We start from the raw sequence: 18150 nt of genomic DNA on the forward strand, positions 1-18150 counted from the left end.
CGCAACGCTCAGCCCCGGTAGCGCTGAAGAACCAGGCAGGCGTTAGTACCGCCGAAACCGAAGCTGTTGGACAGCACGCGTTCGATGGCGACATCGTCGCGCCGCTGGGCGACGATGTCGAAACCTTGGGCGGCGTCGTCCAGCTCGCCGATGTTGGCCGACGCGGCGATGAAGGCGTGCTCCATCATCAACAGCGAGTAGATGGTTTCCTGCACGCCGGTGGCGCCCAGCGAATGCCCGGTCAAGGATTTGGTGGAGCTCATCGCCGGTGTGGTATCGCCGAACACCTCACGAACCGCCTTGAGTTCGGCAATATCGCCCACCGGGGTGGAGGTGCCGTGGGTGTTGATGTAGTCGATGGGACCGTCGACGGTGGCCATGGCCTGTCGCATGCAGCGCGCGGCACCCTCGCCGGAGGGCGCGACCATGTCATGACCATCGGAGGTGGCGCCATAGCCGACGAGTTCGGCATAGATCTTGGCGCCGCGCGCCTTGGCGTGCTCCAGCTCCTCGATCACTAGCATGCCGCCGCCGCCGGCGATGACGAAGCCATCGCGTGAGGCGTCATAGGGCCGTGAGGCGGTTTCGGGCGTGTCATTGTAGCTGGTCGAGAGGGCGCCCATGGCATCGAACAAGCAGGACAATGTCCAATGCTCCTCTTCGCCGCCGCCGGCGAAGACGACGTCCTGTTTGCCGAGCTGGATCTGCTCGACGGCGCTGCCGATGCAGTGTGCCGAGGTCGCACAGGCCGAGGAGATGGAGTAGTTGACGCCCTTGATCTTGAACGGTGTGGCCAGACAGGCGGAAACCGTACTGCCCATGGTGCGCGTGACGCGATAAGGACCGACACGACGCAGGCCTTTTTCGCGCAGCACGTCGGCCGCTTCGACCTGGTTGGCGCTGGATGCGCCGCCGGAACCGGCGATCAAGCCGGTACGCTCGTTGGATACGTCGCTGTCGTCGAGACCGGCATCGCGAATCGCCTGTTCCATCGAGACATAGGCGAATGCGGCGGCATCGCCCATGAAGCGACGCAGCTTGCGGTCGACCAGCGTATCGAGGTCGATGTCGACCACACCGGCCACATGGCTGCGGAAACCGCGCTCGGCGTATTCGTCCTTGTACCGGATACCCGAGCGTCCGCTGCGCAGTGCGTCCAGTACCTGTTGCTGGTCGTTGCCCAGGCAGGACACGATGCCCAGGCCGGTGACTACCACTCGTCGCATGGAAGCCTCCTGATCAGAAATTCGCGGTGGAGGTGAATAGGCCAACGCGCAAATCATTGGCCTGATAGATATCGCGACCGTCGACCGAAACGGTGCCGTCGGCAATGCCCAGTATCAACCGTCGGGTAATGATCCGCTTGAGGTTGATGCGGTAGGTGACCTTGTCGGCATCCGGCATGATCTGGCCCGAGAACTTGACCTCACCGCAGCCCAGAGCGCGTCCGCGCCCGGGGTGGCCCAGCCAGCCGAGGTAGAAGCCAACCAGTTGCCACATGGCATCCAGCCCCAGACAACCGGGCATGACCGGGTCGCCGGGGAAGTGGCAGTCGAAGAACCACAGGCCGGGATGGATATCCAGTTCGGCGATCAGTTCGCCCTTGTCGTACTCGCCTCCGCCCTCCTGGATCTGCGTGATGCGGTCGAGCATCAGCATGTTGGGGGCCGGCAGCTGGGCGTTGCCCGGGCCGAACAGCTCGCCCTGGCTGCATGCCAGCAGTTCTTCGTAGCTGAAAGAATGTTGCTTGGTCACTGAGTCTTTCCGAGAGTCGAAATTGTGGTGCGTCGCAGAGCACGGACACTCTAGTCTACTGACAGTGCCGGATGAATGCACGCCGGGCCAGCCTACCGGGCGGGCGCGGCTGGTGCAATCCGCTCTTGGGCGCGGGTTGCGCCGGTCGCAAGAGACGGGGCATGATGCCTGCACTTTACCGAACCTCTATAGCTTGAGGCGATACACGCCATGTGGTCAGCCTTCACACTCAACCGTCCCCTGATTTGGACGGGCATTGCCGCCATGGCCGCCATGAGCCTTCTGCCGACGCTGATATTGCGTCTGGTGGCTTTGACGGTCGTGATCATCGGTGGGGTGGACGCCTGGCGTCAGATTCGTCTGGAAGCCAACCGGCGTCGGCTCACCGAAGCGGCCCTCATGTTGTCTCCCGACGGCGTGTTGATCGCCAACGCCCGCAACCGTATCGAGACGGTCAATCCGGCTTTTACACAGATCACGGGATACAGCGACGAGGAGATACACGGCCTCGATCCATCGGTGCTTTCCTCGGGCCGCCACGACAAGGCATTTTACGAACGCTATTGGCAAACGCTCAATGCCACCGGTCAGTGGGAAGGCGAAATCTGGAACCAGCGCAAACACGGCGATGAGTTTCCCGAATGGCTGCGGGTGCGCTCGGTCACGGATACCAAGGGGCAGGTCACGCATTATGTAGGCTTGTTCACCGATATCAGTCGGCACAAGGCACGCGAGCAGGATCTTCAGCGTATCGGCTTCGAGGATCCGTTGACCGGATTGCCCAACCGGCGGCGTTTGCACGACCTGCTGGCCTCGCGCTTGCAGCGTCTGCGAGCCGGCGAAGAGCTGGATATTGCGCTGATCGATATCGATGGTTTCAAAGCGGTCAACGATGCCATGGGGGTCGACAAGGGCGACCGTCTGCTGTCGCGTTTCGGGCAGCGACTCGCCGCGTTCGTCGCCGGTGGCGTGGTAGGGCGTCTGGGCGGCGACGAGTTCATGGTCATTCGCACCACGACCTTCAACGATCACGAGAAGTGGGTAGAGGAGTTGCGTGCGCATCTCAGTGAGCCGTTCGAGATCGATGACAAGCCGCTGCGCTTGGGGCTGACCATCGGCAGTTGTCGTGCTCCCGACGATGGACGCGATCCCGGTGTCTTGTTCCAGCGCCTGGAGTCAGCGCTCTACGCCGCCAAGCGCCATGGACGTAACCATAGCCAACGCTTTCGTCCCTCGCTGGAGGTGGCGGGTGATCCCCAACTCGAACTGCTCAACGAACTCCGCCAGGCCCTGGCGCACGGCACGCAGCTCGAGCTCTTCTATCAATCACAGTATTATCTCGACGATGGTCGGCTGGCCGGCATGGAAGCACTGCTGCGCTGGTACCATCCCACGCACGGCATGATTTCGCCGGGCACGTTCATTCCTCTGGCCGAGCGCCATGGGCTGATGGCGGCACTGGGGGACTGGGTGATCGATCACGCGTGCGCACAGTTGTCGACCTGGCGTGAGCAGGGGCTATCGTTCGTGCCGGTCTGGATCAACATCTCGGCGGTACAGCTTATCCAGGGCGATCTCGAGGCACGCTTGTCGTCCAGTTTGGCCAAGCATAACGTGCCGGCGGCCATGCTGGGGCTGGAGTTGACCGAATCGGTATTGCTCGACGAACGCGCGGGGGATATCTCGGCACGCCTGGTCGCGCTACGCAACACGGGGCACCCGATCGCTATCGACGATTTCGGCACCGGCTATTCGTCGATGGCCTATCTCAAGCAGTTGCCGGTGGACAAGCTCAAGCTCGATCGTGCTTTCGTCCGCGCCTTGCCCGATGACAGCGCCGATGCCGCCATTACGTCCGCAGTGCTTGCCATGGCGCGCGGGCTGGGGCTGGATGTGGTTGCCGAGGGCGTGGAAACCGAGGAGCAGCGAGATTATCTGCGTGCGCAGGGCTGTGCTATCGTGCAGGGCTTTCTCTATGCCCGCCCCGAGCGGGTCGCCGATGTCGAAGCGCGGCTCAAGCGCGATGCCGACATGTCGTTTTCCTGAACGCTAGATAGCCGCATAGGCTGCCCCAGATCACGGCTTGCACCACCACTGCCCAAGGCGCCATGACGACATCGGCGAGGCGGGCGCCCCCCAGGTAGGAACTCGGCCCGCCGAGCGCCCCGCCGAGTATCGCCAGCCGAGGATGCCGCCATAGCCAGGCGAGTGAATGGTGAATGGTGGTCGCGAACAGCGGCCAGAGCAGCCACAGCCAGATCGGTAACCCCGAGCCGCCGGCGAAGCGTAAGCCGCCGAGCAGCGTCAGTGTGCCGTCCACGATGGCACCCAACAGCGCGAACCCCGCCAGCCAGCGCCACTCTCCCGGCCCCCCCAGCCACCGTAGATGGCCTACCACGATCACGCCGGCGGCAGGAATCGCCCAGGGTGTACCCCCGAGCACGCAGGCCAGCCAGCCGGCCTGAAACGCGAGTGCATTGACGATCTTGCCAAGCATGGTTTCAAGGCCCGCCCGTGAGCGGCGCACGCCGGTTGCCGGGCTTGGCCAACAACCACTGCGAGGTGCCGATGGTGCGTTCGCGGAAGCCGCCTTCGCAGTAGCACAGGTAATAGCGCCACATGCGTATGAAGCGTTCGTCGTAGCCGAGCGCACGAACGTGCTCGAGGTTGGCCTCGAAGCGCTGACGCCATTCGTAAAGCGTGCGTGCATAATGCGCGCCGATTTCGTCGAGGGCGAGCACGTTGAGGTGCGTGCGTCGTGCCATGCTTTCCAGCATCGCCTGATGGGAGGGCAGGAAGCCGCCAGGAAAGATGTAGCGCTTGATGAAGTCGACCTCGCGCTTGGCCGCTTCATAGCGCTGATCGCGAATGGTGATGGCTTGAATCAGCGCCAGGCCATCGTCATCGAGTAGACGGTCGACGGTGGCCAGATAAGTGGCCAGGTACTGATGTCCCACGGCCTCGATCATTTCCACCGAGACCAGGCGATCGTAGCGTCCCTCTAGGTCGCGATAATCGCGCTTGAGCAGGGTGATCCGGTCTTCGAGGCCGGCCTCGCGGATGCGCTGCGCGGTGTGCGTGTACTGCTCCTCGGAAATGGTCGTGGTAGTGACGTGGCAGCCTCGGGTGCGTGCCGCATGCAGTGCCAGCCCGCCCCAGCCGGTGCCGATCTCCAGCAGGTGATGTTCGGGGCCGACATCCAGCTTGTCGAGAATGAGTTCCAGCTTGTATGTCGAGGCGTCTTCCAGGCTGGCCTCGGGGCGCGGAAAGATGGCGCTGGAATACAGCCAGTGCTCGCGATCGAGGAAGGTCTCGAAGAGGGCGTTGCCGAGATCGTAATGAGCGGCAACATGGCGTCGGGCGCGGCCAGTGGTATTGCGTTGCAGGGCTTGGAGCGTGCTGAGGACGGCGTGCGCCAGTCGTGCAGGGCCTTTCTCCAGACGTTCGTTGACATGTTCCAGGTTGCGCGCGAGCAGGCGAATCAGCGCGACCAGATCGTCACAGTGCCAGTCACCGTCCATGTAGGTTTCCCCGGCCGCGACGCTGCCCCCCAGGGCGATGCGTCGCCAGACGCGGTCGTGATGTATCCGCAAGCGTATCGTGAGTGGCCCGCCCCGACCGAGGCGGTGCGTGCGTCCGGCTTCCTCGATGATCAGCACACCGCCCTCGAGGGTCGAAAGCTGGCGCAGCAGGCGTGGCCTGAGCCAACGGGCCACACGCGCATCGAGCGTACCGGCAGGTGTCTTGGTGGCGGAACGGGTGGTCGTCACGGGCGTGTCTCCTCGCCACGGGAATGTGAAAAGAGCGGCACGCGCTTGAGCCACAGGCGCAATGCCTCGAAATGAATGCCGGCCAGCGTCTTGAGGCTCATCCAAGGGGCCCGTGCCAGGGCGGTAAGCCAGGCGCGCCTCCCTGCGGGTGCGAAACGCAGGCTCAGCGTGGCGTCGAAATGTCGCGTGTCCCCGCGCCATGCCTCCATGTGCATCAGCAGGTGTTCGTCCGGGGTGTTGAAGCGCCAGCGATAGCGCATGTCCATGGGATTGAACGGCGACACGTGCAGGGCCTTGTCGAAATGAGCGGCATGGACATGGCGCGTCGGCGTCACCGAGCAGGCATAGACGTGGCGTTCTCGCCACGGGGTGTTGGTGACTTCGCCGAGGATGGCGCACAGGCGTTCGTCGTGGTCATAGGCGTAATACAGCGTGATGGGGTTGAAGAGCACGCCGCATAGGCGTAACTGGGTCAACATGCGAACGGGCCCCGCGGGGGCGGCCTCGCCTAACTCATGACGCAATCGCTGATGAACCGCGGTCTTGAGCGGCAGGTGCGTGGGCCCTAGATAATCTTCGCGGCGAAAGCGCGCCAGCGCCGCACGTCGTGCACTGAAGCCCGGCAGTGCATCGAAGAGTTCGGGCAGCTCGTCCAAGTCAAGCCAGGCCATCCACACGCGGTAGGTAAACGCATGCGCGCGCGGCGTGAAGCGCCGATGGCGTAGCTCACCCAAGGCCACCCGACTATGCACGCACGCTTGACCGGTCGCCGCCTCTCGCGTCATACCGACTCCTCGGCCATTGCGGGCTCGTCGCAGCCCAGCGCCTGGGCTACCCGCAGCGCGCTCCAGACACCATCCTCGTGGAAACCGTGGCGCCAGTACGCGCCACAAAAATGCGTGCGCAGATGCGTACCTGAGATTTCCGCATGACGTTGCTGGGCGGCGGCTCCCGCCAGCGTGAAGCGAGGGTGGCGATAGACGAAGCGCCGCAGCATGCGCTCGGGTGCGATAGCATCGCTGTCGTTGAGCGTTACGCAGAAACGCGTCGCGCCTGGCAAATGCTGAAGGCGATTCATGTCATAGGTCACCGAGACGCGGGCGTCGTCCTCGCGTCCGTCGATACGGTAGTTCCAGCTCGCCCAGGCACGGCGTCGACGTGGCAGCATGCGAATATCGGTATGCAGGACCACGTCATTGTCCTGATAGGGCAGGGCATCGAGGATCTCGCGCTCAGCGTGGCTGGGTGCGCTCAGCATTGCCAGGGCCTGGTCGCTATGGCAGGCGAGCACGACCTGATCGAAACGCTCCCGGCCTTGTGGGGTGGTCAGCGTCACGCCCGCCGCATCGCGCTCGATCTCGTGCACAGGGCAGGCCAGGCGTATGCGCTCGGCGTAGGCGGCTGTCAACGGAGCGATGTAGCGTCGTGAGCCGCCTACCAGCGTATACCACTGGGGGCGATCGTTCACCGACAACAGCCCATGATGATGAAAGAAACGCACGAAAGGAATCAGTGGAAAATTCGCCATGTCGTGCTCGCTGGCGGACCATATGGCGGCCCCCATGGGCAGCAGGTAACGGTGTCGAAAGGTGTCACCGTAGCCGCCTCGTGTCAGGTATTCGCCTAGCGTCATGCCTGCCGGCAAGGTGCCGTGTGAAAGATCGCGTATCGCGTGGCGATTGAAGCGCAGGATATCGCGCAGCATGCCGTGGAAGCCGGGACGCAGCAAGTTGCGACGCTGGGCGAACAGCGTATCGAGGGTATGGCCGTTATATTCGAAGTCCTCGTGTGTGGTATGCACCGAGAAGCTCATCTCGGTGGCTTGCGCAGACACGCCCAACGCTGCCAGCAAGCGTTGAAAGTGCGGATAGGTCCGGTCGTTGAAGACGATAAAGCCGGTATCGATGGCATGCCGATGCCCGTCCATTTCGACGTCTACGGTGGCGGTATGGCCGCCGAGACCTGCCTGGGCCTCGAACAGGGTCACCTCGTGGCGCTGCGAGAGATAATGCGCGCAGGCCATGCCGGCAATGCCGCCGCCGACCACCGCGATGCGCGAGGCGGGCACGTTCATGAGCTACCCTCCGTATCGGCATTGCGGGTGAGGCGTCGCCCCAGGCGATGGCGTAGCACGGGCGGCAATATACCGGCCAGCTTGACCAGCCAGGTAAAGCGACGCGGAAAATGAATGTCCAACGCGCGTTTTTCCAGACCACGCAAGATCGCGTCCACGGCTTCGTCGACCTCGACGCGCATGGGCATGGGAAAGTCATTGCGCTCGGTCAGCGGGGTACGCACGAAACCGGGATGGATGATGCTGACATCGATGCCTTCCGCCGCTAGATCGAGGCGCAGGGAGGCGAGGAAATAGCTGATCGCGGCCTTGGAAGCCCCATAGGCCTCGGCGCGCGGCAGCGGAAAATATGCCGAAGCGCTGGAGACCGCCGCCAACTGTGGACGTCGATGACCGTCTCGCGCCAGACGCAGCAGCGGCAGGGCGGCCTCTACGGCATACAGAGTGCCGTGCAGGTTGGTGGCCAGGACGCGTTCGATGAGGTCGACATCGAAGTGGCGTGCATCCAGATACTCGCAGGTGCCGGCATTGAGTAGCGCCAGATCGAGTCCGCCGAAGATAGCCTCGATCTGCGCCCCGGCCGCGCGAACCGATGCGTGGTCGGTGACATCGGCAGGCACCACCAGGGCATTCTCGAAAGGCGCTGCGAGTGCCTCCAGAGCGTCGCGTCGACGTGCCGTCAGCGCCACGCGGTGCCCATCATGCAACAAACGCTTGGCCAGGGCTTCGCCGATGCCCGAGGTGGCGCCGGTCAGCCAGATACGCCGGGGTGCCGTAGGGGTTGCCATGGAGGATCTCCTCTAGTTGCCTGGGCACTGCCTGAAAAGTGCCTGCGCTCGTTCATGCGGCGTTGAAAGTAGGCGCGTGTGCGAGTCCGATCAACGTACTCATTTACGCGCTGTAACCGCGTGTACGAGCCCCGTCCGTCTTGTCGCCAATGCTTGCCTTGTCTGATCATCCCTCGTCGACTGTTCAGATCCGGCCTAGCGCGAATGGCTGGTCGGGTCCACGCGCCGCTTGAGCCAGCGAATCACCCGCCCGAGCAGGGGCAGGTGTTCGTAAAGCATTGCACCGGCATCGAAATAGTCACGATGCCGACAGATCCGGTCACCACGAAACGCTAGCTGTGAGCATCCCGTGATACGCAGGGGAGTTCCGCGAGCGAGTCGAGGGTGCGTCAGGTGCAGTGTCCACGCCACGAACGCAGTGTCGCCCTCCTGTACACGATGCGTCACCTCGAAGTGGCATGTCTGGACATTGGCCAGCATGTCGGCGTAATAGCGCATCAGAGTGTCACGTCCCTCGATGTGGTGTAACGGATCAGTGAATTCGATATCATCAGTGTAGAGGTTTTCGAGTGTCTTTGTACACCTTTTGTCCAATTTCTCGAAGGCATGACAGAAGGTTGCCAGTGGGGTGTCTTGGCGCATGTTGCCCTCTTGTCTGGAGAAAGCGTGTCAGTTCATTGCGACAGCGATTTGAACGCGTCCAGGGCGCGCTGTCGGGCCGCCTTGTGATCGACGATGGGCATGGCGTATCCGGTATCGCGGCGTTGCGCCTCGCTGGGGAAAAAGCGTGATTTCACGGGGAGGCCGGCCAGCTCGGGGAGCCAGTAGGCGATGAAGCGTCCCTCGGGGTCGAAACGTTCCGCCTGGGTGGTGGGATTGAAGATGCGGAAATACGGTGCGGCGTCTGTCCCGGTGGACGCGGCCCACTGCCAGCCGCCATTGTTGGAAGCAAAGTCACCGTCGATGAGGTGCCGCATGAAGAAGGCCTCGCCGCGCCGCCAATCGATCAACAGGTGCTTGGACAAGAACATCGCCGTCACCATGCGTAGACGATTGTGCATCCATCCACAATGGACGAGCTGGCGCATCGCGGCGTCGACCAGCGGGTAGCCGGTACGCCCTTCGCACCAAGCCTGGAATCCTGTGTCATCGTCGCGCCAGACCAGGGCCTGGGTATGCGACTGAAAGGGGTGGTGGCGATTGATAGCGGGGAAGCTGGCGGCGATGTGCAGATAGAACTCGCGCCAGATCAATTCGTTCGCCCAGGCGGTGAGGCCGGCGTCGCCATCGGCCAAGTGACCCTGGTTGTTGTTCATGACGGCGTGCAGGCACTGGCGATGAGAGATCATGCCCAGCGCCAGATAGGGAGACAGTTCGCTGGTGCCGGGGAGGGCAGGGAAATCGCGCTGACGCTTGTAGTGATGGCCACGAAAACGCAGGAAGCGCTCGAGCCGGTCGCTGGCCTCGTCCTGACCCGCGGGCCAGGAGGCTGGGGCGAGCGGTGTGTCGGCCATCGTCTCGAGGTCGCCAGAGGGCGGCGGGTCGGCGTCGATGGCCAACGGCGCCTGGGGCTCAGGTTCTTCCACCAAGGCGATGCGGCGTGACGCCATCTGACGGTGCCAAGCCTTGGCGAAGGGCGTGAAGACGCTATATGGCTCGCCCTTGCCGGTGAGCAACTCGCCCGGCGCATAGGCCACGGCGTCGGTATGCCCGGCCACCGCGATACCGGCAGCGTGGAAAACGCGCTCCACCGCCGCGTCCCGACGCTGTTCGTTGAGTGGATATTCGCGATTGAAATGCAGGGTGGTCGCGCCGTGGTGGCGGGCCAGTGCCAGCAGCACATCGGGCGCTTCGTCGTAGGTGTCGATGCGGCGCTGCAACAAGGGAATGTTGAGGCCCGCGAGGTGTTCACGAAGCGCCGCCACACCGCGCAGCCAGAAATCGATCTTGTTGGCGCCGTGGTCGTGGCGTTGCCACTGTGGAAGACTGGTCAAGAAGACGGCGATTACCGGTCCGTGTTCGGCGGCGGCATGCAAGGCGCGGTTATCGAAGGTTCGCAGGTCGCTGCGGAACCACATCAATTGTACGTTGGACATGGCCAATCCCTGGCGCAGGTATGAGGATTAGCGTCCCAGCAGCCCATGCAGGCGGCTGAGCGCAGCGGGTAATTCGTCGCCGAGCGAGGCGACCTGCGTGTTTTCCAGCTCCGCGCCGCGGATGCGTGCTACGGGGCCGACGAGGCACAGTGGCATGTCGAGCTGCTCCGCCAGGCGCGGCAATTGACGGCGAATGAGATCGCTGCGCTCGGCGTATCCGCTGATCATGAGGATGGCGTCTGCCTTGAAGTGCTCCGCGGCCAGCGCTAACTCATTGAGCGGCGGGTCGGTATCCAGCCACTCGACCCGAAATCCCGAGGCCGAGGCGACCAGCGCCAACAGCAGAAGGCGCAATAGATCGCGCTCTTCGGGCAAACGTAGCAGCAGTAGGCGTGCGCCCGGCGTGGCTTGGTTGGCGTGATACAGGCGAATGCCGACCCGCGTGCGCAAGAAGCTTTCCAGCAAGCGGCGCTGCAACTCGGCACCGAATTGATCGCGCCAGCGATCCTCGAGCTCGTCGATCACCGGCTGCCAAAGGGCGGTCACGCACAAGCTGGCGGGGTAGAGCGCCATGCTGCGATCGAACAGGACTTCCAGCGTATCGCCATCCAGCGCGTCGACGGCCTGTAGCAGTTGCTGACGCTGGCTTTCCCAGTCACTGATATCCGGCGACGGAACATCATCATTGACCGCCGGTTCGGCACGTTCTAGCAGCTCACGCACTTGGCTGACGGGAACGCCCCGATTGAGCCATTGCAGAATGCGTTCGACCCGCTGTATGTCCTCGCGTGCATAGAGACGATGTCCCTTGGGGGTACGCTGCGGACGAATCAGGCCGTAGCGGCGCTCCCAGGCGCGCAAGGTCACGGAATTGACGCCGGTTAGCCGTGAGACCTCGCGGATCGGATACAGTGGCGAACCGGCCGGATCCATCGCCTGTTCACTCATGCGCTTGTATTCCTCTTGTGGATATTACTATCAGCATGGGGGATGAAGTTGTACGTCGCAAGAGCTTTGTACAATCCTTATGACGTCTCACGCTTCCGCACGAGCCGTGACGATGTTCGCCAATGCTTCGACGAAGGCGGGATGCTGGCCGACGGGATCGAGCAGTGTCAGTGTCGCTTGGGGGTATTGCGCGCGTAATGCGTCGAGCTGGGCCGGGACATCCTGGCGTAGATGACGCCCGGCGGCAAAGAACAACGGCAAGATGTCGAGGCGTCGATGGCCCTGGTCATAGAGCTCGGCGACGCGTGTTTCCAGCGAGGGTTCGCTGAGCTCCATGTAGGCGATGACGGCGGGGGTGTCGAGGCGCGCACGCAGGTCGTGCTCGAGCGCTTCGAAGGGGGCGCGCCAGCGTGCATCGCTGGAACCGTGGGCGAGTAAGATCAAGGCGTGGCTCATCGAGGTTCTCCAGATCGATCGGTGAAAGACATGCAATGTATTGTCGCGCATCGGCTATGCTGTGTGGCGAGACGCGCCAGGTATCTGATGGCATGATACCGTACACATTGTACAATATTCGTATAATACATTCTCGTACAACACCTCGCTGTTCGGAGAGTCATCATGCGTATCTTGATCACCGGCGGTAGCGGTTTCGTCGGGCGACTGCTCTGCCAACACCTGAATGAGGCCGGTCATCGGTTGCTGGTGGTATCCCGGTCCCCCGATCGGGCGCGCAGAGAACTGCCTGAGGGCGCCGAGATCCGCGAGTCGGTCATGGCGTTTGCGGAGGACGCCCCCGAGGCAATCATCAATCTTGCCGGCGAACCCATTGCCGACAAGCGCTGGAGCGAGGCGCAGAAAAAACGTTTGCTCGAGTCGCGGCTGAATATGACGCGCGAGCTGGTGACGCTGTGCGAGCGTCTGGAGACGCCGCCTCGGGTCATGGTGTCCGGCTCGGCCATGGGGTTTTATGGCGATCAGGGAGAGCGCGACGTTACCGAGCAGACGCCGCCCACTGATGAGTTCGCGCATCGTCTGTGCGCACAGTGGGAATCGGCAGCGCGCGCAGCCGAATCGTTGGGCGTTCGGGTAGCGCTAGTGCGAACTGGGCTGGTACTCGATGCCGGTGGCGGCACGCTGAGCAAGCTGCTGCCGCCTTTCCGTCTGGGGCTGGGCGGCCGCCTGGGCAATGGCCGTCAGTACATGCCGTGGATTCATCGCGAGGATCTGGTGCGCATCGTGCTATTCCTGCTTGAGCGTGACGACCTCGAGGGGCCTTTCAATGCCGCCGCCCCGCATCCCGTGACCAATGCCGACTTTACTCGTGCCTTGGCACACCACCTGCATCGTCCCGCGGTGTTTACGGTGCCCGCCGGTGTCTTGCGGCTGGCCCTGGGCGAGATGTCACGCCTGTTGCTGACTGGCGCCCGCATGCGTCCCGCACGCCTGGAGGCGGCGGGCTTCACGTTTGAGTATCCGACGCTGGACAGCGCCCTGAAAGCGATCCTCGGGCGCTGACGCATGGCGCCTGCGGTTCGGGGTTACTCGGGTGGATCGACAGTGACGATCACGCGTACTGCGTCGAGGCGCAGCCGCGTGGCATCGATGGCCGTATCCAGCGCCTGACGCTCGTGGGCGAGGGCATCGATTTCCGCATCGCGCACTGCCGGATTGTGGCGTGCCAAGGCCTTGAGACGCGCCAGTTCGGTGTCCAACGTCTCGCGCATGCGTGTCTGCGCCGCCTCGACGATGCTTGGCAGCTCGTTCTCGGCCTCGCCTTCGGCATTGGTCAACAGGTCGCGCAATTGGGTATGGCGTGACTTGATCAGGTCGCGTGCCACGGCCTTCTTGACCTTCTTGAGGTTCTTTGCCAAGCCCCCGAACGAGACCTTCTGGGTCAGGTTGGCGCCCGACTCGTCGAGCAGCAATCGGACCGCCGTGGGTGGCAGGAAACGCTCGACATTCAAATGCTTGGGCGCTGGACAGTGCGTCCGAAACACCAACTCGGCCATCAGCCGGCCACCGGGAATCGAGGGGTGCTGAAGCAGCGCCAGTGCGGTGTTGCCGAGGGTGCCGTCGAGGATACGCTCCATCATCTCGCGCACCAGCGGGTGTTCCCAGGAAAGGTGCTGAACATCGTCGCGGGCCAGGGCACGTTGACGATCGAACGTTGCCGAGAAGCCTTCCTCGCCTTTGACCAGCCCCGGCAGGCCGTCGAGCATGTGAGGCCCCGCCAGCAGGTGTTGGATATCGCCGCCCAAGTCACGGCTCTCGACGCCGAAGACATCCAGTGCCTTGTCGACGTAACGTGGCAATGTCGTGTCGGCGTCCAGCTCGCGGATGGCGTCGGTGATGACCTGGGCGTGTTGCGGGCGGCAGGCGTTCCATTCCAGCAGCCGGTCGCGCCCGGCTTCATGGGCAGCGAGGCGGCTTTCGAAGTAGGCGCGCGTTTCCGCGATGACTTCCTCGAGGGCGTCGTTATCGAGCAGGGCGTCGGCCACGGTATCGCCGAAGGCATCGTAGAGCTCGCTGCCGATGCCATGTGGGGCATTGAAGGCACGCATGCCCTCGTCGTACCAGCGCAGCAGCCGCTCGCCGGGGCTGTCGTCGAACACCGGCACGTAAATGTCGATGGCGTGTTGCTGGCCGATGCGATCGAGGCGACCGATGCGTTGCTCGAGCTGATCGGGATGTGCCGGTAGATCGAACATCACCAGGTGGCGGCAGAACTGGAAATTGCGTCCCTCGGAGCCGATTTCCGAGCATACCAGTACTTGGCAGCCGTCCTCCTCGTCGGCGAAGGCCGCGGCCGCCCGGTCGCGCTCGATGAGCGTCAGGCCCTCGTGGAACACCGGCGCCTGGAGACCGCCCAGCACGCGCAGTGCCTCGCTGAGGTCGCTGGCGGTGTCGCGGTCGTGGGCGATGACCAGCACCTTGTCGCGGCCCACCTCGGTCAAGCGTTCCAGAAGCCAGGTCACGCGCGGGTCGATTTGCCACCAGGGCTCGGTATTGAGCGACACGTTGCTCGGCGAGTCGTCGCTCAGCGCACGGTACATGGCGTCGGGATAGAGCAGGACCTCGGGATGATCGAGCCCGGTGGCGATCAACAGGTCGTCGAGGTAGTCCATGTCGCGATCCAGCTTGCGTAGTTCACGGCGGTAGCTGGACGGCGGGGTCAGGCGCGTGACATGCAAGTGGCGCTCGGGGAAGCCAGCGACATGGCGGCGGCTGTTGCGAAACATCACGCGGCCGGTCCCGTGACGATCGAGGAGCTGCTCGCGGAGCTGGCAACGGGCGCTATGGTGCTGCGCCTCGTCGCTTTCGGGGTCGAGCAGCGTGGCGAGCAGCGCCTGGCTGTCCGCATCATCGATGACCGCGCCCACGGCGTCGCGATCGACGGCATCGCCGGGCAGGCGTTCAAGGGCGTCCACGGCCTCGGCGACCTTGGCATAGCCTGCTTCTTCGGCGGCGAAGGCCGCCAGACTGGTGTAGCGCTCGGGATCGAGCAGGCGCAACCGCGCGAAGTGGCCGGCTTGGCCCATCTGCTCGGGCGTGGCGGTCAGCAGCAGCACGCCGTCGATGACTCGCGCCAACTGCTCGACGCAGGCATAGCCGGGGCCGCTGGCCTCGGGCGTCCAGTCGAGATGATGGGCCTCGTCGACGATCAGCAGGTCCCAGTCACAGGTGAGGGCCTGGGTCTGGCGGTGCGGGTTGGCGAACAGCCATTGCTGGCTGGCCAGGACCAGTTGAGCGCTTTCGAAAGGGTTGCCTGTGCTGTGCTGGCTCTGCTGTTCGTCGAGCAGGGTGAAATGCAGCGAGAAGCGGCGCAGCATTTCCACCAGCCATTGATGGCTCAGGCTGTCGGGTACCAGAATCAAGGCTCGCTCGACACGCCCGGTGAGCAGCAGGCGGTGCAGGATCAGGCCGGCTTCGATGGTCTTGCCCAGGCCCACCTCGTCGGCGAGCAGTACGCGTGGGGCATGACGGCGCGAGACCTCGTCGGCGATATACAGCTGATGAGGGATGAGATCCACGCGCGGTCCGGCCAGGCCGTTGGCGGGATGCTGGGCGATACGGTGATAGTGGTGCAGGGTGCGGTAGCGCAGTTCGAACCAGTCGTTGCGGTCGACCTGGCCGGTCAGCAGGCGGTCGCGTGCTTGCTGAAAGCGCATGCTGTCGGCGAGGCGGCTTTCGGGAAGTTCGTCGTATTCGCCGTTCGCGGTTTCGACGATATAGACCAGCAGCCCCTGGGCTTCCTTGGTGTCGTCGACGGTCAGCGTGCGGCCGTCGGCGGCTTCGATTCGGTCGCCGGTGCCGAAGACGACGCGGGTAAGCGGCGCTTGGCGAACGCTATAGGTGCGCGTTTCCTGGCTGGCGGCAAAGAGCACGGTCACGCTTCGGGCGTCGCAGTTCAGGATCGTGCCCAGCCCCAGCTCGGCTTCGCCGTCGCTGACCCAGCGCTGGCCCGGAATGAATTCGCTCATGATGCCTCGGGATGATGATGTAACGGAACGTGGCGCACCGCCTTGCTGGGGAGCATGCAGGGCGGCGGGCGCAGTATTCTACCGGAAAGCGACGAAGGGCTTAACAGGCGATTGCGTTTTCAATGCGTGGTCGACAGCCAGCGCATGAGATGTGCCGTGGAGAGTTCGCCCATCTGGTAGTCGAGTAGCTGACCGTGGGCGCTGAAGCGTAGTGTCAGGGGCAGTGCGGGCATGTCGAAATAAGCCTGCAAGCGTTGTTGCGGATCACGCAGGGCATAGGGGAAAGCGATCTTGCGGGCATCGAGATAGCGCGCGGCTTGCAGCAGCGTCTGGCCTTCATCGATGGCCACGACGGTGGCCGCGGCATGCTCGAGATTGGCGAGCCGCGCCAGCGTATGGCGGCATGCTCGGCAATCGCTGCGCCATAGCACTACGATGAGCGGAGACGCCGACGTCAGCTTTTCGAGGGGCGTCGGGGTGCCATCGAGCGCGTTCAAGGTCAGATGCGGCAAATGCGTGGGTGGGGGGTCGGCCACCAGCGGCTGCCAGGTATTCAACCCCCACCAAAGTGCGCTACATGCCATGAGCGCGCCGCTGGCCAGGCGCATCTGATGTGCGGGAAGGTCGCGCAAGCACCATGATGTCCACAGACCGGCGCCGAGCAAGGCGCCCAGCGGATGGTATCCGGACGTCCACAATGTGATGATCTCGAGAGGGGCCTGACGGTAGGCGTCCAAGTGAAGCGCCACATATGCCAGGCGAGCACCGAGCAGCGCCGCTGCCAAGGTGCCACTCAACCACTGGCGTTGTCGGGGGCGGGGTAGACGCAACGACGCACCCAACGCCAATAGCGCCAGTGCCGCGATGGCGGCGTATAGCGGTGCGCTTGGAAGCGGCACATGGCCGAGCATGATCGGTGGCATGAGGTTCTCATGGTGGCGATGACGAATCGCGATGCCTGACACGTTACACTAACGCTCTAGGGATCGCTTTTTAAGCATCGTGGCCGGGATGAAGTCCTCGCATGGCGTCAGGTCGAAACGAAAGGAGAGAACGCATGGTGGGTTCGCGCTATGGCGTCGATGGGTTGCGCGCGGCAGCCATTGCCAGTCAGGCCCTGGGATTCATTCTGATCATGACGCTGGAAACCTGTCTGGGCGACGCCGCGCGCCCTTGGCAGGGAGTGACGCTGGCGTTGATGCTCCTTGCCGCTTGTTGGGTGGCCCTGATGCGGCGTTATCGGCGCAACAAGCAGCGCCGCGTCATGGATGAGCGGCTCAGGCGTGCGGCAGAAGACGAGGAGTAAGGGGGCGCATCACGGTGTGTGCCCATGGAGGCCCAGGGGTTGGCAGCGGCGCGGGTCGAGGGCCAACAGCATCAGCTGCCAGTCACCGGGAAGCGGCATGGTCAGCACTCGCCAAGCGCAACCGCGTGACGCGCTGGGATGCTCGCGCGAGGCCTCCAGGCAGCGCGCTCCCTTGCTGGTCAGCAAAGGGGCGAGGCGCTCGAATTCCGCATTGTCGGCTTCCAGGCGTAAGGTGCTGGCGGGCGCCTCGGGGTGTTCGTCGAGTAGCAGCACATGGCTGTTATGCCCCTCGTGATGCAGCTCGAGGCAAGCACCGTGCGGGGTATGCAGCAAGGTCGTCAGTGCCAAGTGTGCTTGCAGCCATTCCACCAAGGGGGCAAGTTGGGCGACGTGAAGTACGGCGGGTTCCAGCGATAAGCGTTGCATGGCGGACTCCAGAGCGTCTGTGAGCGTACCCATCAGTATGGGGGCTGACGCGATGCTGGAAAGCACGGCATGGCTATGGTGCGAATGCACGACGTCTATCGATGTCCGGGACAAGCGTGCTGGGGCGGGTAACCAGCAAGGCATGGTTGGCACATCCTTGTGCCGTTGGGCTTCCTAGCCTGACTACCGTGGGCGCATATGCCAGGATTATCGATAACCTGGGTTAAGAATGATGGTGCATCGATACCATGCGTCAGGCGAGGCGCGTGACACGGGGAGGTCGACATGTTGGGGCAGGATACGAAAAAAGCCCATGCAACTGAATGCATGGGCTTTTCTAAATCTTGGTCGGAGTAGCAGGATTCGAACCTACGACCTCTGCCTCCCGAAGGCAGCGCTCTACCAAGCTGAGCTATACTCCGTTCGCGCTGGGGGTGCCAGCTCGACGGGGCTGCATTATACGCATCCGCGGCGTGCGCGCAACCCTTTTGCAGGCGGTCTGA

The 18150-nt window shown here is 63.5% G+C and carries 17 protein-coding genes and 1 tRNA gene; 3 read left to right on the plus strand and 15 right to left on the minus strand.

What is annotated here, in order from left to right; all coding sequences use genetic code 11:
* Positions 1–8: 8 nt before the first annotated feature.
* Together fabB and fabA are read right to left on the minus strand one after the other, a co-directional pair.
* Positions 9–1226: a beta-ketoacyl-ACP synthase I gene (fabB, locus tag C8E00_RS15110; protein ID WP_133698351.1), complete on the minus strand. Its 1218-nt coding sequence runs from the start codon at positions 1224–1226 to the stop codon at positions 9–11.
* Positions 1227–1239: 13 nt separating this feature from the next.
* Positions 1240–1755 carry a 3-hydroxyacyl-[acyl-carrier-protein] dehydratase FabA gene (gene fabA / locus C8E00_RS15115; RefSeq protein ID WP_133698352.1) on the minus strand — a complete coding sequence of 172 codons (516 nt, stop codon included), beginning with the start codon at positions 1753–1755 and terminating at the stop codon, positions 1240–1242.
* A 210-nt stretch (positions 1756–1965) separates the two neighbouring features.
* On the opposite strand from fabA, the gene C8E00_RS15120 reads away from it, so the two are divergent.
* A complete protein-coding gene (locus tag C8E00_RS15120; RefSeq protein WP_133698353.1) occupies positions 1966–3801 on the plus strand; it encodes a putative bifunctional diguanylate cyclase/phosphodiesterase in 1836 nt (611 codons plus the stop codon).
* Here C8E00_RS15120 and C8E00_RS15125 read toward each other — a convergent pair.
* The 9 genes from C8E00_RS15125 to C8E00_RS15165 all read right to left on the minus strand — a co-directional run bounded on the left by C8E00_RS15125 (position 3770) and on the right by C8E00_RS15165 (position 11938).
* The gene (locus tag C8E00_RS15125; protein ID WP_133698394.1) at positions 3770–4252 is read right to left on the minus strand and encodes a DUF2878 domain-containing protein; all 483 of its coding nucleotides are present in this window, start codon (positions 4250–4252) and stop codon (positions 3770–3772) included. The genes C8E00_RS15120 and C8E00_RS15125 overlap by 32 nt on opposite strands.
* 4 nt (positions 4253–4256) lie before the next feature.
* Positions 4257–5525 (minus strand): SAM-dependent methyltransferase, encoded by a 1269-nt coding sequence (locus C8E00_RS15130; RefSeq protein ID WP_133698354.1) that lies wholly within the window; start codon positions 5523–5525, stop codon positions 4257–4259.
* Positions 5522–6310, minus strand: coding sequence for a DUF1365 domain-containing protein (locus tag C8E00_RS15135; RefSeq protein ID WP_133698355.1), 789 nt, complete (start codon positions 6308–6310; stop codon positions 5522–5524). The genes C8E00_RS15130 and C8E00_RS15135 overlap by 4 nt, the downstream gene beginning before the upstream one ends.
* Complete coding sequence (locus C8E00_RS15140) at positions 6307–7599, minus strand: NAD(P)/FAD-dependent oxidoreductase (protein ID WP_133698356.1); 1293 nt, start codon at positions 7597–7599, stop codon at positions 6307–6309. The genes C8E00_RS15135 and C8E00_RS15140 overlap by 4 nt, the downstream gene beginning before the upstream one ends.
* Positions 7596–8387 (minus strand): SDR family NAD(P)-dependent oxidoreductase, encoded by a 792-nt coding sequence (locus C8E00_RS15145; protein WP_133698357.1) that lies wholly within the window; start codon positions 8385–8387, stop codon positions 7596–7598. Before C8E00_RS15145 ends, C8E00_RS15140 begins: the two co-directional genes overlap by 4 nt.
* Before the next feature lie 195 nt (positions 8388–8582).
* Positions 8583–9029: a nuclear transport factor 2 family protein gene (locus tag C8E00_RS15150; RefSeq protein ID WP_133698358.1), complete on the minus strand. Its 447-nt coding sequence runs from the start codon at positions 9027–9029 to the stop codon at positions 8583–8585.
* Between the two features lie 32 nt (positions 9030–9061).
* A complete protein-coding gene (gene phrB, locus C8E00_RS15155; protein WP_133698359.1) occupies positions 9062–10483 on the minus strand; it encodes a deoxyribodipyrimidine photo-lyase in 1422 nt (473 codons plus the stop codon).
* Between the two features lie 27 nt (positions 10484–10510).
* Entirely contained in the window at positions 10511–11431 is a 921-nt protein-coding gene (locus C8E00_RS15160) for a MerR family transcriptional regulator (protein ID WP_133698360.1), read from the minus strand.
* 87 nt (positions 11432–11518) lie between these two features.
* On the minus strand, positions 11519–11938 hold the full coding sequence (locus C8E00_RS15165) for a sirohydrochlorin chelatase (RefSeq protein WP_133698361.1): 420 nt from the start codon (positions 11936–11938) through the stop codon (positions 11519–11521).
* A gap of 114 nt (positions 11939–12052) precedes the next feature.
* On the opposite strand from C8E00_RS15165, the gene C8E00_RS15170 reads away from it, so the two are divergent.
* Positions 12053–12949 carry a TIGR01777 family oxidoreductase gene (locus C8E00_RS15170; protein WP_133698362.1) on the plus strand — a complete coding sequence of 299 codons (897 nt, stop codon included), beginning with the start codon at positions 12053–12055 and terminating at the stop codon, positions 12947–12949.
* Between the two features lie 23 nt (positions 12950–12972).
* Here C8E00_RS15170 and rapA read toward each other — a convergent pair whose 3' ends face one another.
* Both rapA and C8E00_RS15180 read right to left on the minus strand, forming a co-directional pair.
* Positions 12973–15915, minus strand: a complete 2943-nt coding sequence (rapA, locus tag C8E00_RS15175; RefSeq protein WP_133698363.1) for an RNA polymerase-associated protein RapA — start codon at positions 15913–15915, stop codon at positions 12973–12975.
* 119 nt (positions 15916–16034) lie between these two features.
* A complete protein-coding gene (locus C8E00_RS15180) occupies positions 16035–16838 on the minus strand; it encodes a TlpA family protein disulfide reductase (RefSeq protein ID WP_133698364.1) in 804 nt (267 codons plus the stop codon).
* A gap of 134 nt (positions 16839–16972) precedes the next feature.
* Here C8E00_RS15180 and C8E00_RS15185 point away from each other — a divergent pair, with 134 nt between their 5' ends.
* Positions 16973–17221 carry a hypothetical protein gene (locus C8E00_RS15185; RefSeq protein WP_133698365.1) on the plus strand — a complete coding sequence of 83 codons (249 nt, stop codon included), beginning with the start codon at positions 16973–16975 and terminating at the stop codon, positions 17219–17221.
* Between the two features lie 9 nt (positions 17222–17230).
* On the opposite strand, the gene C8E00_RS15190 is transcribed toward C8E00_RS15185, so the two are convergent.
* Both C8E00_RS15190 and C8E00_RS15195 read right to left on the minus strand, forming a co-directional pair.
* Complete coding sequence (locus tag C8E00_RS15190; protein ID WP_133698366.1) at positions 17231–17647, minus strand: hypothetical protein; 417 nt, start codon at positions 17645–17647, stop codon at positions 17231–17233.
* Between the two features lie 345 nt (positions 17648–17992).
* Positions 17993–18069 (minus strand) — tRNA-Pro (locus C8E00_RS15195).
* Between the last annotated feature and the right edge of the window lie 81 nt (positions 18070–18150).

The organism is Chromohalobacter marismortui (genome assembly GCF_004364315.1).
Lineage (GTDB): Bacteria > Pseudomonadota > Gammaproteobacteria > Pseudomonadales > Halomonadaceae > Chromohalobacter > Chromohalobacter marismortui.

What these genes read in the sequence shown, in the direction of transcription:
- C8E00_RS15125 (WP_133698394.1), bottom strand. Translation starts at nt 4,252, where the DNA reads ATGCTTGGCAAGATCGTCAATGCACTCGCGTTTCAGGCCGGCTGGCTG.
- C8E00_RS15190 (WP_133698366.1), bottom strand. Translation starts at nt 17,647, where the DNA reads ATGCAACGCTTATCGCTGGAACCCGCCGTACTTCACGTCGCCCAACTT.
- rapA (WP_133698363.1), bottom strand. Translation starts at nt 15,915, where the DNA reads ATGAGCGAATTCATTCCGGGCCAGCGCTGGGTCAGCGACGGCGAAGCC.
- C8E00_RS15165 (WP_133698361.1), bottom strand. Translation starts at nt 11,938, where the DNA reads ATGCGCGACAATACATTGCATGTCTTTCACCGATCGATCTGGAGAACC.
- C8E00_RS15135 (WP_133698355.1), bottom strand. Translation starts at nt 6,310, where the DNA reads ATGACGCGAGAGGCGGCGACCGGTCAAGCGTGCGTGCATAGTCGGGTG.
- C8E00_RS15180 (WP_133698364.1), bottom strand. Translation starts at nt 16,838, where the DNA reads ATGCCACCGATCATGCTCGGCCATGTGCCGCTTCCAAGCGCACCGCTA.
- C8E00_RS15160 (WP_133698360.1), bottom strand. Translation starts at nt 11,431, where the DNA reads ATGAGTGAACAGGCGATGGATCCGGCCGGTTCGCCACTGTATCCGATC.
- phrB (WP_133698359.1), bottom strand. Translation starts at nt 10,483, where the DNA reads ATGTCCAACGTACAATTGATGTGGTTCCGCAGCGACCTGCGAACCTTC.
- C8E00_RS15170 (WP_133698362.1), top strand. Translation starts at nt 12,053, where the DNA reads ATGCGTATCTTGATCACCGGCGGTAGCGGTTTCGTCGGGCGACTGCTC.
- C8E00_RS15150 (WP_133698358.1), bottom strand. Translation starts at nt 9,029, where the DNA reads ATGCGCCAAGACACCCCACTGGCAACCTTCTGTCATGCCTTCGAGAAA.
- C8E00_RS15140 (WP_133698356.1), bottom strand. Translation starts at nt 7,599, where the DNA reads ATGAACGTGCCCGCCTCGCGCATCGCGGTGGTCGGCGGCGGCATTGCC.
- fabB (WP_133698351.1), bottom strand. Translation starts at nt 1,226, where the DNA reads ATGCGACGAGTGGTAGTCACCGGCCTGGGCATCGTGTCCTGCCTGGGC.
- C8E00_RS15185 (WP_133698365.1), top strand. Translation starts at nt 16,973, where the DNA reads ATGGTGGGTTCGCGCTATGGCGTCGATGGGTTGCGCGCGGCAGCCATT.
- C8E00_RS15145 (WP_133698357.1), bottom strand. Translation starts at nt 8,387, where the DNA reads ATGGCAACCCCTACGGCACCCCGGCGTATCTGGCTGACCGGCGCCACC.
- C8E00_RS15120 (WP_133698353.1), top strand. Translation starts at nt 1,966, where the DNA reads ATGTGGTCAGCCTTCACACTCAACCGTCCCCTGATTTGGACGGGCATT.